The 14,760-nt window shown below is 37.2% G+C and carries 13 protein-coding genes; 7 read left to right on the forward strand and 6 right to left on the reverse strand.

Annotated features, from left to right (window positions below; translation table 11 throughout):
* Positions 1-36 precede the first annotated feature (36 nt).
* The 3 genes from J2786_RS16070 to J2786_RS16080 all read right to left on the reverse strand — a co-directional run bounded on the left by J2786_RS16070 (position 37) and on the right by J2786_RS16080 (position 2,547).
* On the reverse strand, positions 37-1,536 hold the full coding sequence (locus J2786_RS16070) for a GH3 auxin-responsive promoter family protein (protein ID WP_047427311.1): 1,500 nt from the start codon (positions 1,534-1,536) through the stop codon (positions 37-39).
* Between the two features lie 136 nt (positions 1,537-1,672).
* Complete coding sequence (locus J2786_RS16075; RefSeq protein ID WP_047427314.1) at positions 1,673-1,969, reverse strand: hypothetical protein; 297 nt, start codon at positions 1,967-1,969, stop codon at positions 1,673-1,675.
* 182 nt (positions 1,970-2,151) lie between these two features.
* Positions 2,152-2,547 carry a hypothetical protein gene (locus J2786_RS16080; RefSeq protein ID WP_047427317.1) on the reverse strand — a complete coding sequence of 132 codons (396 nt, stop codon included), beginning with the start codon at positions 2,545-2,547 and terminating at the stop codon, positions 2,152-2,154.
* Positions 2,548-2,799: 252 nt separating this feature from the next.
* On the opposite strand from J2786_RS16080, the gene mfd reads away from it, so the two are divergent.
* The 7 genes from mfd to pth all read left to right on the forward strand — a co-directional run bounded on the left by mfd (position 2,800) and on the right by pth (position 11,648).
* The gene (gene mfd / locus J2786_RS16085; protein ID WP_310026006.1) at positions 2,800-6,168 is read left to right on the forward strand and encodes a transcription-repair coupling factor; all 3,369 of its coding nucleotides are present in this window, start codon (positions 2,800-2,802) and stop codon (positions 6,166-6,168) included.
* 373 nt (positions 6,169-6,541) lie between these two features.
* Positions 6,542-7,363 carry a hypothetical protein gene (locus J2786_RS16090; RefSeq protein WP_047427324.1) on the forward strand — a complete coding sequence of 274 codons (822 nt, stop codon included), beginning with the start codon at positions 6,542-6,544 and terminating at the stop codon, positions 7,361-7,363.
* The gene (locus J2786_RS16095) at positions 7,363-8,190 is read left to right on the forward strand and encodes a hypothetical protein (protein ID WP_047427327.1); all 828 of its coding nucleotides are present in this window, start codon (positions 7,363-7,365) and stop codon (positions 8,188-8,190) included. The genes J2786_RS16090 and J2786_RS16095 overlap by 1 nt, the downstream gene beginning before the upstream one ends.
* Positions 8,191-8,198: 8 nt before the next feature.
* Complete coding sequence (locus J2786_RS16100; RefSeq protein ID WP_047427328.1) at positions 8,199-8,936, forward strand: hypothetical protein; 738 nt, start codon at positions 8,199-8,201, stop codon at positions 8,934-8,936.
* A 152-nt stretch (positions 8,937-9,088) separates the two neighbouring features.
* A complete protein-coding gene (locus J2786_RS16105) occupies positions 9,089-9,964 on the forward strand; it encodes a hypothetical protein (protein WP_047427332.1) in 876 nt (291 codons plus the stop codon).
* A gap of 99 nt (positions 9,965-10,063) precedes the next feature.
* Complete coding sequence (locus J2786_RS16110) at positions 10,064-10,996, forward strand: hypothetical protein (protein WP_047427335.1); 933 nt, start codon at positions 10,064-10,066, stop codon at positions 10,994-10,996.
* An 88-nt stretch (positions 10,997-11,084) separates the two neighbouring features.
* Complete coding sequence (pth, locus tag J2786_RS16115; protein WP_047427337.1) at positions 11,085-11,648, forward strand: aminoacyl-tRNA hydrolase; 564 nt, start codon at positions 11,085-11,087, stop codon at positions 11,646-11,648.
* A gap of 364 nt (positions 11,649-12,012) precedes the next feature.
* On the opposite strand, the gene J2786_RS16120 is transcribed toward pth, so the two are convergent.
* The 3 genes from J2786_RS16120 to J2786_RS16130 form a co-directional block, all read right to left on the reverse strand.
* On the reverse strand, positions 12,013-12,648 hold the full coding sequence (locus J2786_RS16120; RefSeq protein WP_047427340.1) for a carbonic anhydrase: 636 nt from the start codon (positions 12,646-12,648) through the stop codon (positions 12,013-12,015).
* Between the two features lie 51 nt (positions 12,649-12,699).
* Positions 12,700-14,292 carry a SulP family inorganic anion transporter gene (locus J2786_RS16125; RefSeq protein WP_047427343.1) on the reverse strand — a complete coding sequence of 531 codons (1,593 nt, stop codon included), beginning with the start codon at positions 14,290-14,292 and terminating at the stop codon, positions 12,700-12,702.
* 146 nt (positions 14,293-14,438) lie between these two features.
* Positions 14,439-14,738 (reverse strand): hypothetical protein, encoded by a 300-nt coding sequence (locus J2786_RS16130; protein WP_047427346.1) that lies wholly within the window; start codon positions 14,736-14,738, stop codon positions 14,439-14,441.
* Positions 14,739-14,760: the final 22 nt, after the last annotated feature.

The raw sequence follows: 14,760 nt of genomic DNA on the forward strand, positions 1-14,760 counted from the left end.
TTTCGAATATACGTTTTTGGAATTGAAAAAATATGATTAAAGTTTGTAAATTTCTAAGAGATTTGCAATCTTTCTGTCATTAGCCAATCTTGGCGTCTTGTTTTGACCTCCCAGTTTTCCCTGGGATTTCGCATATTCATGAAAGGCATTTTTTGTAAGCCTGGTGATTTGCAGTTTCTGTAAAATATTTCCCGAAATCAAATCATCATAGTAAGTGTTTCTTGCCCGAAGCTGTTGATCAAGTTCATCTCTGAATGCTCCTAAATCCTCGGGTTCTTTTTCAAATTCAATCAGCCATTCGTGATAGGGAAGTCCTTCAGCCGGATTTACCTGTGGGGCCAGGTGGAATTCTGTAATCTGCGCGGGATATTTTTCAAGCGTTGCTTTCATTGCTTCTTCCACTTCAATGGCAATCACATGCTCTCCAAATGCAGAGGTAAAATGCTTTGTTCTTCCGCTTACCAAAACCCTGTATGGATCTTTGCTGATAAATCTTACGACATCCCCTATAGAATACGCCCATAAACCGGAATTGGTGGTAAGAATCAATGCGTAATCTTTATGAAGTTCAATTTCTTTTAACGTTAATCTTCTCGCTCCAGGTTTGCCATACTCTTCCAAAGGAATAAATTCATAGAAAATTCCATGATTGGTCAATAGCAGTAATCCTTCTCTGGTATAATCATCCTGGAAGGCAAAAAAACCTTCAGAAGCAGGAAAAGTCTGAACAATATCTACCTTTCCACCCAATAACTCTTCCATTTTGTCACGATAAGGCTCATAGTTGACGCCTCCGGTAACAATAAGCTGAAGATTCGGGAAAAGCTGTTTGATCTTTTTACCATGTTTTTCTGTCAGCTTCTCAAAATACATAATAAGCCATGGTGGGATTCCAGAGATGAGCGTCATATTCTCATGTTCAGTTTCCTCAATAATTTTATCTACTTTGGCTTCCCAGTCTTCCATAATATTGGTTTCCCAACTTGGAAGGCGATTTTTCTGAAGATAATTTGGAATATGGTGTGCCACAATGCCGGAAAGTCTTCCTGTTTTTATTCCAAATACCTCTTCCAGTTCCGGGCTGCCCTGAAGGAAAATCATTTTTCCATTCACGAAATCAGCGTTATTCTTTTTGCTGATATAATGAAACAGTGCACTTTGAGCTCCCGCAATCTGAAATGGCATTCCTTCTTTGGAAATCGGAATGTATTTAGATCCGGAAGTGGTTCCCGATGTTTTGGCAAAATATTCGGGAGTGTCCGTCCATAGAATATTGGCCTGTCCTTTTTTTACCCTTTCAATATAAGGTTTCAGATCTTCATAATCGGCCACAGGAACTCTGTCCTGAAATTCCTTTACAGTATGAATGTTTTCAAAATCATGTTCCCGCCCAAAAAGTGTTTTTTGAGCTGTGTTTACAAGAGAAAGAAGTAAGTCCTCTTGGTTCTTTTCAGCATTTTTTTTGAAATCCTCCGCTTTTTGAACATGTTTCTTTGCCCAGATCAGCGCTGCATTTTTCTTGAAGAAGTTTAACATGGGTCAAATTTATAAATAAGTAAAGAATCTGGAATCATTTTTTACAAAGCTTCACATAAAAAAAACCAATGGAACACGTTCCACCGGCTTTTCGAAATTTGATTATGAAAATAACAACTATATGTTGATGTTATGCTTATTTATTTGCTTTGTACCTTTTGTCTGGAGTACCGTCTTTTTTCAGGTGTTTGTTTTCTTTATATCTCTTATCCGGAGTGCCGTCTTTTTTCATTTTGGCAGCCGGTTGTGCAGGTTTCGCTGCTTTTGCATCCACTGCCGGTTTTGCAGCTTTCACTTCAGCTGGTTTCACAGCTTTTGCTGTAGTTGCTTTTACAGGTGGATGTGCAGGAGCACCTGTAGCGGGAACAGTCTGCTGAGCAGTAGCAAGTCCTAATCCCAGGATCAAAGACATTGCAGATAAGAATTTTTTCATAAGAATTATTGTTTGTTTTTTGTTGAATAAAGATATACAAAAAGCAGGCTAAAAAATTGAGATTTTGAAACTTAACTAAAGTTTATTAGAGCTTAAAAAAAAATTAAAACCTCTTCTATGATCATGAAAAAGCCTGTCTCCGGATAGGGAAACAGGCTTGAATAATATATAAATAGACATGGCTAGCGCGTACAGTTCGCTGTCCACGTTTTGCCATCTTTCACATACAGGATTTTTAGAACATTGTTATCAATTCTGATATAAGAGGTTGCTGTAGAACCAATCATAACCAGCGTATGATCTCCTTCCTGATTAAATTCTATCCCGTTAAGATCCGGAATGCTGTTGGAGAACGCAAAATTATATTTGGTGCCGCTGGCAATCTTCGTTACAAATACACTTCCGTTGTCCGTGCTGATATTGGTAGAGCCTCCATCATTATAAGAAACCTTTCCTTTGTAGGTTCCCGCAAAAAATTCATTGTTTACAGGGTCGTCATCTTTGCTGCACGACGAAAAAGATAATGCTGTGAATAATAACAGCATCATAACTCCTAAGATTTTAATTGCTTTTTTCATAATATAATTCTTAAATGTTTGGTTACAGATAAAAGGCCAAACACTATGCCATGAGGGAAAAGTTGAAATTTTTTTAACAAGTTATTAGATAAAATTGTAAAAAATTAAGATTTATAATGCTAAGTCATTCATTTTAAACCCTTAGTCTTTCCGTTTTTCTGAGGAAGAGAAAAAATATCCGTACCTTTGTATATCATAAACGATTTCGGAAATGTCCCGAAATCGCTTTTGTCGTTTATACCATTACTATTTATGCAGTTAAAATCCATTAATGAAAAGTTCCTTCCAGACCTTATGCAGAAAGAGTTTGGGAAAGAAATTTTTACCCAGTTAGAAAACAGTCAGCATCTTGCTGTAAAAGGAAGTGCCGGATCCTCAGTTTCTATTTTTGTGGCTGAGCTTTTTTTGGCTCAGAAGAAGAATATTCTTTATCTGGTAGATGATAAGGAAGACGCATTGTATGCCAATACTGAGATGGAAGATCTATTGGGTAAGGATAAGGTGCTGTATTTCCCGGCCACCCATCTTGAACCTTATCAGGTAGAAAAGACTCAGAATGCCAATCTGGTTTTAAGGACTGAAGTTCTTAATAAAATCAATTCCGGAAGATCTCCGAAAGTTATTGTGGCTTATGCGGGAGCTTTATCGGAAAAGGTTTTGAAGAAAGAAGATTTTAAAGCCATTTCCCATCATATTAAAGTGGGAGATCAGCTGGATTTTGATTTTGTAGATGAACTGCTTAATCATTATCATTTCCAGCAGGCTGATTTCGTTTCCGAACCGGGAGAGTTTTCTGTGAGAGGAGGAATTGTAGATGTATTTTCCTATTCACATGAAAAACCGTACAGGATTACATTTTTTGGTAATGAAGTGGAAAGTATTAAAACCTTTGATATCGAAACACAGCTTTCGGTAGATAAAGTAAAGGATTTTCAGCTGGTTTCCAATATGAACTTTTCAGTAACGGGAACAAGGGTTTCTTTGTTGCAGCTCTTGCCTGCAGAAAGTTTTGTGGTTTCTAAAAACGGAATGGTCGGGATGCAGAAGATCAGAACGTTCTACGAAAAATCTTTAGAAAAATATGATACATTAAGTAAAGACATTGCCCACAGGACTCCGCAGGAACTTTTTATTTCTGATCAGGAGTTTCTGTTCGATTATAAAAAATTCAAAACAGTTGATTTTGGAGGAATGATTATTGAAGGACTGAAAGAAGTAACTGAAGTAAAAATGGAGCAGCTTCCACAACCTTCTTTTCATAAAAACTTCGAATTGCTGATTGAAGATATCGAAGAAAAACAAAATAACGGATTCGATACCTGGATTTCCTTTTCGACAGAAAAACAGAAAGAACGACTGGAGTCTATCTTTGAAGAACTTGAACATGAGCTTCCGTTTAAAAGTTTCAAGTCTGAACTTCATGAAGGATTTGTAGATAATGGACACAAACTGCTGGTGTATACGGATCATCAGATTTTTGACCGTTACCAGAGATACAAAGCCAAAAATACCTTTGCAAAATCTGAACAGCTTACCCTGAAAGACCTCATGTCTCTTAAAATAGGGGACTATATTGCCCATATAGACCATGGAATCGGGAAGTTTATGGGATTGGTAAAAGTAAATAACGACGGGAAGATTCAGGAATGTTTCAAGCTGACCTATAAAAACGGAGACTTATTATATGTAAGTATTCACTCTTTGCACAAAATATCGAAATACAACGGACCGGATGGAAGGGAGATCGTTCTGAGTAAACTGGGATCTCCAACATGGAAATCTTTAAAACAGAAAACAAAAGCGAAGGTTAAGCAGATTGCTTTTGACCTTATTCAATTATATGCCCAGAGAAAAACGGCCAAGGGTTTTGCTTATACTCCGGATTCTTATCTGCAGAACGAACTGGAAGCCAGCTTTATTTATGAAGATACTCCGGATCAGGAGAAGGCTACCGTAGATGTAAAGAGAGATATGGAAGCTGATACGGTGATGGACAGGCTTGTGTGTGGTGACGTAGGTTTCGGTAAAACGGAAGTGGCAATCAGGGCTGCATTTAAAGCAGCTACAGACGGTAAACAGGTTGCTGTATTGGTTCCCACAACCATTCTTGCCTTTCAGCATTACAGAAGTTTTAAAGAAAGACTTAAAGATTTTCCGGTAAACGTTGCTTATGTAAACCGATTCAGGACAGCTAAGCAGAAATCAGAGACTTTGGAAGCTCTCAAGAACGGAAAAGTAGATATCATTATTGGGACACATCAATTGGTAAGCAGTTCTGTGAAATTTAAAGATCTTGGTTTATTGATTATTGATGAAGAACATAAATTCGGAGTTTCAGTGAAAGATAAATTGAAGACACTGAAGAATAACGTTGACACCCTTACCCTTACAGCAACTCCTATTCCTAGGACTTTACAGTTCTCGTTAATGGCTGCCAGGGATTTATCCGTTATCAAAACACCACCGCCAAACAGACAGCCAGTAGATACCCAGTTAATCGGATTTAATGAAGAAACGCTTCGTGATGCCGTTTCTTATGAGCTTCAGAGAGATGGACAGGTATACTTTATTAATAACAGAATCGAAAACCTGAAAGATATTGCAGGACTTATTCAGAGGCTGGTTCCGGATGCAAGAGTGATTACGGGACATGGGCAAATGGAAGGAAAGCAGCTTGAAAAAAATGTGCTGGATTTTATGGAAGGGAAATATGACGTTCTCGTGTCCACTACCATTGTAGAAAGTGGAGTAGATGTTCCGAATGCCAATACTATTTTTATCAATGATGCACAAAGATTTGGAATGGCAGATCTGCATCAGATGAGAGGAAGGGTAGGGCGTAGTAACCGAAAGGCATTCTGTTATCTGATTACTCCTCCATATGATATGATGACTTCGGATGCCAGAAAACGTTTGGAAGCAATTGAGCAGTTTTCTGATCTGGGAAGTGGTTTCCAGATTGCGATGAAAGATCTGGAGATCCGTGGTGCCGGAGATCTTTTGGGTGCTGAACAGAGTGGTTTCATCAATGAAATGGGGTTTGAAACTTATCAGAAGTTAATGCAGGAAGCTTTAGAAGAGCTGAAAGATGATGCGGATTTTGAAAGCCTTTTTGAAAATGAAGAAGACAGACAGAAACTTTTCAAATCTGTGAAGGATGTCAATATTGATACTGATTTAGAGCTGATGTTGCCAGATTCATATATTTCCAACACAGAAGAAAGATTGCTGCTGTATCAGAAAATTGCTGAAATTACTAACGAAGCGGATCTTCACCAGTTTGAACTGGAGCTGATTGACCGCTTTGGGGCATTGCCGAAAGAAGCTGTTAACCTTTTAAAGAGTGTTTCCCTGAAATGGCTTGCAGCCGACATCGGTTTTGAAAAAATTGTGATGAAGAATGGAGTGTTTTTAGGATACTTTCCGGGGAATCCTCAGGATAAATTTTATCAGACAGACAGATTCCGACATATTATTAATTATCTAACCCGAAATCCGGCTGAAGCCCAGCTGAAAGAAAAGTCAGGAAAAGAAGGTAATCAGTTGATGATGAGGAAGGAAAGAGTGAAAAATGTAGATGAGGTTAATCTGTTGCTGAAAGCCATTATTGAACATGATTAAATTTTAATTCCTGTTTACTGGAAATAATATCATAAAAAATATCAGAAACGTGTAAAAAACTTAATTTTTTGCACGTTTTTTTGTGATTATTATCATGTTTTTATTTTTAAATATTCCTGTTAAAGAGAATTAAGGCTGTTTTTGAGGGGTTAAAATCACTTTCTAATGATAAAAATAATCCTGTAAACCCGCGTACAGTAAGGGTTTGAGACGCTATCTGCTTTTTTTGATATATGGAAAGTGGAGTTATGTAGAAATAATTCTACTTTTGTGTGTTATTAATTCTATGCTGTAATGTGTTTATTTCTATAGGTTTATAGATGTATAACTGGAATTTTTTGGACTTCGTTGCGTAACTTTGCAGTCCTTAATTATGAAAACAATAATACATTGCTGCGTGGCTGGATTTCTTTCAATTTATGTCAACGCACAGGTGGGAATCGGTACTGCAAAGCCAAAGTCTGTTCTTGATGTGAACGGAAAAACCACCTTAAGAAAAGAACTTAGAGTAGGCGGCAGTTCAACTCAGGCTGGAGATGCCGGGTTAAATGGCCAGGTTTTGGTTTCTCAGGGCGAGGGTTTGCCTCCTGTGTGGAAATCTTTGAATGTTTCCTTTATGGAAGAGGGACAGTATAAGCTGATTAATTCTTATCTGTCATCGGATCAAACGGGTATTATTTCACTTACAGATGGTGTTGCCGGTGATGGTATCTACACCAGCAAAGTGGGAGATAACATTACGGATATTACAAAAGGAAACTGGAAAAAGATAGATGGGCTCGACAATACTTTTACCATTAAAAATGGAAAGAACAGACTTACCTACCAGTTCCAGACAGGAATTGAAATGAAGGCATCCACATCTACCACCATACAGAATGTCAGATTTGCTTGCGGTGTATTCAGAAACGGAGCATTGGTAGCTGTACGCCCGGATAGAATTGCTTCTAATAATAATAGTGGAAAAGCAGGTCTTCAGGATTATATATTTACTCTTAATTATACGGAACAGAACGTTCCTGTTGGGGTTCACAATATTGAAATTGCATGCAGAAAGATTGATACATCAAGCTCAACTTCACAATTTGCCATCGGACGTAATGTAGCAGCAGCCAATGGCGCTTCCAGTGCATTTACCCTGGAATCTACCGTGAAAGTGGATGTTATTGAATACGTGAGCTATAAAAACAACTAATGATGAAAAAACTATTATCAACACTGCTTTTTAGCATAAGTCTTTTGGTAGCGGCTCAGGTAGGAATAAAAACAGAAGCTCCAAAAGCAACACTTGATGTAAACGGAGATGTAAATTTCAGAAATAAAATTGCCGTTCTTAATGCCGCTGATAACACAATATTTCAGGGAAATAATGATCAGCTTCTGGTCTCTCAGGGAGTAGGTTTTCCTCCGATCTGGAAATCACTTCGTATTCCTGAATATGAGCCTAATAAATTTTACCTGATCTATAACAACTCTTTTTCAGATAAAGTAGGTGTCTCATTTTCTTCTTCAGAAAACTCTTCAGTAAGCATGGCTTCAAGAGGAGGAACCTTTACGAAGGGAAAGGAGTATAGTACACTTACCAATTTTAAGAAAATAGACGGACTTTCACAAACCATCACCGTTTTCAGTACTCAAAGTAAGGCTTATTTTCAATTTGAAACTGTTGTACAGGCCGATTTTATGGGGGCAGGAAGTACGGACAACTCCATAGATTATGCATGTGGTATCTTTGTAGATAATAAACTGGTGAACCTTAGACAGAGAAATCTAAAGGCAATTACCACTTCATATCCTTTCCTTACCCATACCCAGATCGGAATTGTAGATAATCTTTCCCAGGGAAATCATACGGTTAGCGTTGCCTGTACAAGATTGGGTTCTTATGGTGCCTCAGGTGCAGGGAATACTCTTTCTATCGGAACTAATGTATATACTAATATCAATAGTTTTATTTCACAGTCTTCTCTTAAAGTAGATGTATATGAAGTTCCTGAAGTATTTAACACGATTATAAACTAAGACGGATTATGAAAAAAATATTATTTGTAACATCACTTGTATTAGCTGCTGCAACAAATGCTCAAGTGGGTATTAATACTCCTAATCCGACTAATATGCTGGATGTAAACGGAGATCTCAATATCAGGAAAGAATTAAGAACAGGAGGTACTGATGTACTCAAAGGATCTGCCGGAACAGCGGGTGATATATTTCACAATAACACTGATTTAGGTGCAAATGACTGGAAAGCCATTAAAATTGCAGATGGACAGGGAAGTATGTCTGTGTTTTCCATAAACACTGTTTCAGACAAAACCGGAGTAAGCTTTTCCGGTAACAGTGGTGCTACCAATCCTTATAATGATGGAGAGGCCCTGACAGGAGGCTGGACAGTCATTCCCGGAACTGTTGATACATTCTCTGTAACCAACGGTACAAATAAAGCGACATTCTCATTCCAGACAACTGTTCAGAAAACGGGAACGAATTCTGCAAGTTTTGCCTGTGGTGTTTTTGTGGATAATGCCCTTAGAGCAGTAAGAACCGATGTGTTATTGGGAGATAGTGGTGGTTATAAGATTTTCAATCTTAATGCTACCCTTACCAATCTTACTCCTAAAAATCAATATTCCGTTAAGGTAGCCTGTATAAAAAGAGCTATTGCAGGAACAACCCTGGGAATTGGAAGAGCGGTTGATACTGCTTTCTTAAACAGTGATATGTCACAGTCTGTTTTGACAACATCCATATTGCAACCTTATTAATTTTCATCGCAATACAATAATAGGAAATCTAAAAACGTTATGTTTTTAGATTTTTTTTGTTTATTAACTCTATTTCTTGTGAATTTGTTCAGATAAAGTAAAGTGTATTATTAAAAATTGAATTATATTTGGACAAGCTAAAAAAATTCTATATGGTAAAAAACTATTTTTTAAAAATGTTTGCCGGTATTGCTTTTCTTGGGCTGCTGACAGCATGTAATACTACCTCAGATCCCACAGAATCCATCCCGAATCCGGATGATGGCCCTCCTCCTAAAAAGATTTTAGCGAAGGTTAGCTCCAATAATGTTTCTCAGGAAGATTATGTTACAACTGCTGTAACCGGAGAACTGCAGACTGCAGTATCTAAAGATGAATCTTTTGCAGGAAGTGCTTATTATACGGGAACAGTAACCTATACCGAAAAAAATATCACCAAAATTAAATATGTAAGTTCAGCGTCATCAAGTCTTGCTTATGAATTTAATATTGTTCCTGATGCTACAGGTAAAAAGATTTATAATGCTACTTCTACAGCTACGGGGGCAACGCCATCCGCTTCTGTGGTAAGTGACTATGCATTTACTTATGATCCGGTTACCAACAAACTTACCAAAATACTTGAGAAAAGAAAAGAAGGAGGAATCAGTGCTTATAACAGATTTATTAATTATTCTTTTGTGTATAACGGAGAAAATGTGATTCAGGTCGTTCGTTCCAAAGGACTGTTGGATATCAACGGGAACCCGAATATGAGTACAGCAGTAATCAGCAAGTTTAGTTTTCAAAACTATGACGCTCAGAAAAGCCCGTATTATACACTGCCATCAGTGTATTTCATCACAAGAAGTCTGATCGATCCTGCTCAATTCTACAAAATATCTCCAAACAATCCTACTTCTACGTTTATAGAATTGCCGTCACCCGCTACTCCTGTTAATACTTCTCAAAGTTATTCTTATGATAATCAAGGATATGTAGTTGTGGAGAAAAATCAGAATTTAACTTTTACCTATAAAAATTTATAGAGGAAATATAGTTACTAATCTTACCGGAATATAAATAATAATATAATTTTTAGGCAAAAAAAAATTATATTTGTCAAAAAAATAATCAATTACAAGGAAATGAAACAAATTTTCTATTTTATTTTACTCATCGCAGGTTTTTCCTCAGTACATTCCTGCAAAGACATGCTGGATGAGGATGGAAATCCATTATTGGATCTTAACAATACAGGGGGATTAAGCGGTCCCAGAGCATTATACAGAGAAATTACAGATAAAGATACTATCGCAGAATATCAGTACAGTGGACTTCTTGTGACTAAAGTAATCACAGACAGTGCTTCCATTACAGATATTATGTACAGTGGTGATAAAATCAGCCAGATTAATTTCAACGGTTTTCTTGATCTTGACGGAAACGGAAAACTGGATAAAGACAGTGTATCCTACACTCAATTGTTCACTTATGCAAATAACAACAAACTGCAGCTGATTTCTGAGAGCCGTTCAACATTCAGAAGACCTCCGCCAGTACCACCGGCAACGACTCCGGGGCCACAGACATTACTGAAAAAAGAGAAAACAGCTTATCAGATTAAATACAGTACTGCTACAGGAAAACTGGATTCAATCATTATGAGAAACGGACCGGATGTTCCAGGAGTTCCACTTAATTTCACAGATTATTCTAAAACAGGTTATACTTACGTAGGAGACAATGTATCTAAAGTGGTAAGACACTACGGAACAATGACAGGAGGAACATTTGGTGCTGTTACCGGAAAATACAGCTACGAATACTATGCCTATGATGAGCAGGTAAGCCCATTCACATTGTTACCACACGTATATAAAATTTCAAGATTATTATCTACGGTAATCAATGATAAAGAAAGTCTTATCTTATCTCCAAACAACCCTAAGAGATGGTCGGTAACAGATCTTACACCGCCAATTCCAACACCAATTGTTAAGAGTACCAATTACGTCTATGATCCTCAGACTTACATGACAAAAGGATATGGCGTTAATTACATCTATAAACCACAATAGAAGAGTTTTTTTAAACAATATTCAAACTCAATCTTTCCTAAGATTGAGTTTTTTATTTTTTATACCTTAATTTTGCAAAAAATTTCTGATGAAATATTTAATTGTCGGGCTTGGTAACAAAGGCCCTGAATATGAAAATACAAGACATAATATAGGCTTTAAAGTTGCTGAAAAAATAGCAGAAACTCTTGAAGTATCATTCAATACCTCCAATTTTGGCTGGCTGGCAGAAGGAAAGCACAAAGGCAGAAAAGTTTTTGTTCTTAAACCGGATACTTATATGAACCTTTCCGGTAATGCAGTGAAATACTGGATGCAGAAAGAAAATATTCCTTTGGAAAATGTATTAATCGTTACTGATGATCTTGCTTTACCTTTCGGAACTTTAAGATTGAAGGGAAAAGGCTCTGATGCAGGACATAACGGTCTTAAAAATATTAATGAAGTATTGCAAACCCAAAACTATGCAAGACTTCGTTTTGGAATTTCTGCAGATTTTACAGCAGGAAGACAGGTAGATTATGTATTAGGAACATGGAATGAAGAGGAATCAGGAAAGCTTACAGAAAGAATCGAAACCTTTGCTAAGGCCAGTCTTTCTTTTGTATTTGCAGGTCTGAATAATACGATGTCTGCATTTAACGGGAAGTAATTCCGGAAAGGAAAAAGAACTGTAATCAGAATATAGTTTATAATATTAAATGACTGCCTTTTTTTTGAGGCAGTCATTTATTTTGTGTACTCATGAATATTTTTCTTGTTTGCCTTTTAATATATTTGAGCTTATTGTTTAAATGAATGTAAACATTAGCATAATTATAAAACAATAAAATTTAATGAGCTTTCCCTTTTAGTAATAGTGGCTTCGGCAGGCTCAGCCTGACAGCGCTTAAAGATTTCGTCTGGTATTCGGGTCTTCACCCTGAGCTAGTCGAAGGGCTAATAAAACAAAAATGCCATCGGATTCCGATGGCATTTTCTGTAAATTATAATTGAAATGTAAGAGTTTTACTTTTTTATAACCAGGTTACTGCACCTGTTTCAACGTCATAGTTTGCTCCAACGATTTTAATTTTACCCTCCGCTTCAAGCTTTTTAAGTGTTGAACTCTGCTTACGGATATCTTCAATCGCACTTTTTACGTTCTGATGATTAAGTCTTTCAAGAAGTGAACTGTTTTTTGATGAACGTTCTTCATTCTCTTCAATGATCTCATTGATGATTGGGTTGAAATGATTGATAAGGTGGTTCAGGTTATCCATTCCCAGACCTTCAATTTGTGCAGCGTCAAGACCTCCTTTTAAAGCCCCGCACTTGGTGTGTCCTAAAACTACAATAAGCTTAGAACCTGCAACATTACAACCAAATTCCATGGATCCCAGAATATCCTGATTGACGAAGTTACCTGCAATTCTGATACTGAAAACGTCTCCTAATCCCTGATCAAAGATAAGTTCTGCAGAAGTACGGCTGTCTATACAGCTTAAAACTACAGCAAAAGGCCATTGTCCTTCACGTGTTGCATTCACCTGCTCAAGAAGGTCTCTGTTTGCCTTAAGGTTGTTGACAAATCTCTGGTTTCCTTCTTTTAAGAATTCCAATGCTTTTTCAGGAGTAATAGTTGACTGTGTTTCGTATGTATGTGCTTTCATATTTTTATTATTTTCGAATTTAAAGTTAAAAAAATTAATTAATTGTTGAGATTACATGGCTCTTTTGTGAGTAACCAGAATATGGGAATCTTCACTTCTTTCGTAATCTCTGTATGAAGTTTTAAAGCCTATCAGTTCTACATTGATATCCTGTTCCTTTGCACGGATATTCGCAAAGTCCTGGATCATTTCCAGTACATCGGTTGCAATATAGGACGTACTTCTTGCATCAATGATCACTGTAGAATTTGGTTTTATATTTTTAAGTGTTTTTTTGATGGCTGCCTTATTTAAAAATGATACTTCTTCTGCAAGCTTGATATTGATTCCATCAGCATCATCCAGTCTTTCTCTGCTTAAATAGTAAGCCCGTTTCATATTTCCCTGAAGAATATAAAAAACGGAGATCGTAAGCCCGATTCCTACTCCTTTTAACAGGTCTGTTGCCACGACAGCTACCACAGTTGCTACGAACGGAATAAACTGGAATTTTCCTAAGTGCCAGAAATGTTTGAATGTTGCCGGCTTTGCCAATTTATATCCTACTAAAATTAATACCGCAGCCAATGTAGCTAAAGGAATTAAATTTAAAACAACAGGAATAGAAAGAACACAGATCAATAAGAATACGCCATGAATGATAGCCGAAATTTTTGAAGTTGCCCCAGCATTGGCATTTGCAGAACTTCTTACCACAACAGAAGTCATTGGAAGTCCGCCAATAAAAGAACTTATAAGATTCCCGATTCCCTGGGCTTTAAGCTCAAGATTGGTATCTGTAATTCTTCTCTGTCTGTCTAGGCGGTCTGAAGCTTCAATACAAAGTAACGTTTCAATAGATGCCACAATGGCAATGGTTGCTCCTACAATCCATACCTTAGGATTGGTAAAACCGTTAAAGTCCGGAGTCGTGATCAGATTTTTAAAATCATCAAAAGACTGTGGAACCGGAAGAGAAACCAAATGCTGGGTCTGGATAGCCAGAGAACTTCCGGACATCTTAAAAAGTTGGTTCAAAAGAATGCTTACAATAACGGCAACTAACGCTCCCGGAAGCATTTTCATCCTTTTCAGTACGTGAATTTTGTCCCATGCGATAAGGATTGCTACAGAAACCAAAGTAATCACAATGGCCCCCGGATGGATCGCTCCAAATAATTCAGTAAAATATCCGAAGTTCAGGCCATTATCAAAAATAGATTCATGACCTTCGTAATCTTTGTCGAATCCCAGAGCATGTGGAATCTGTTTTAAAATAATAATGATTCCTATGGCCGCCAGCATTCCTTCAATAACGTTATTGGGGAAATAGTTGGAAATACTTCCGGCTCTTACAAACCCTAAAACCAATTGAATAAGTCCCGCAATAATCCCTGCGCAAAGGAAAAGTTCAAATGCGCCAAGATCTGTAATTGCTGTTAAAACGATAGCTGTCAGACCTGCTGCAGGTCCGGAAACTGAAATATTTGAATTACTGATTGTTCCTACTACCAGGCCGCCTACGATACCGGCAATAATACCGGATAAGGGTGGAGCACCTGATGCTAAAGCAATTCCTAAACACAACGGAAGTGCTACTAAAAATACCACGAGTCCTGAAGGAAAATTTTCCTTGATTCCTCCTATTAATGATGTCTTTTTCATAATGTGAAGCTGTAAGGTATAGCCGGCTTATTTGTTTTAAATAAGTCAGTTATAAAAAGTTGAGAAAAAATAATTTTTAAAGTACATGAGTATCCGATATCAAAAAATGATATGGAAATGGTATCAAAAAAATCTAACTATAGGAGTTACGCTTCCGGAGGAGGAGAAAATATAGTAAGTAAGGGTGAAAGATGAAAAGAATCATCAATCAGAACAAAAGACACACCCTGAACATCTGGTTCTGAAAACTTCAGATAATCGAATACATCTAAAGGTTTCGGAATGGTTTTTTCGTAAACAATAAATGAGGATGGGTGAGAATGAGGCTCTTCTTCATTGATTATTATATTCGTTCTCGCAATATCCCAGCCCGCAACCGCAGCAATGCCTGGCAGCGCTGTAAAATTCAGAAAGAACGTTAATACAATAATACTCCAGAATTTCATTTTACCTTCTTTTTTAGAAAAA

Origin of the sequence: Chryseobacterium vietnamense, from assembly GCF_031454475.1 — a bacterium.
GTDB lineage: Bacteria > Bacteroidota > Bacteroidia > Flavobacteriales > Weeksellaceae > Chryseobacterium > Chryseobacterium vietnamense.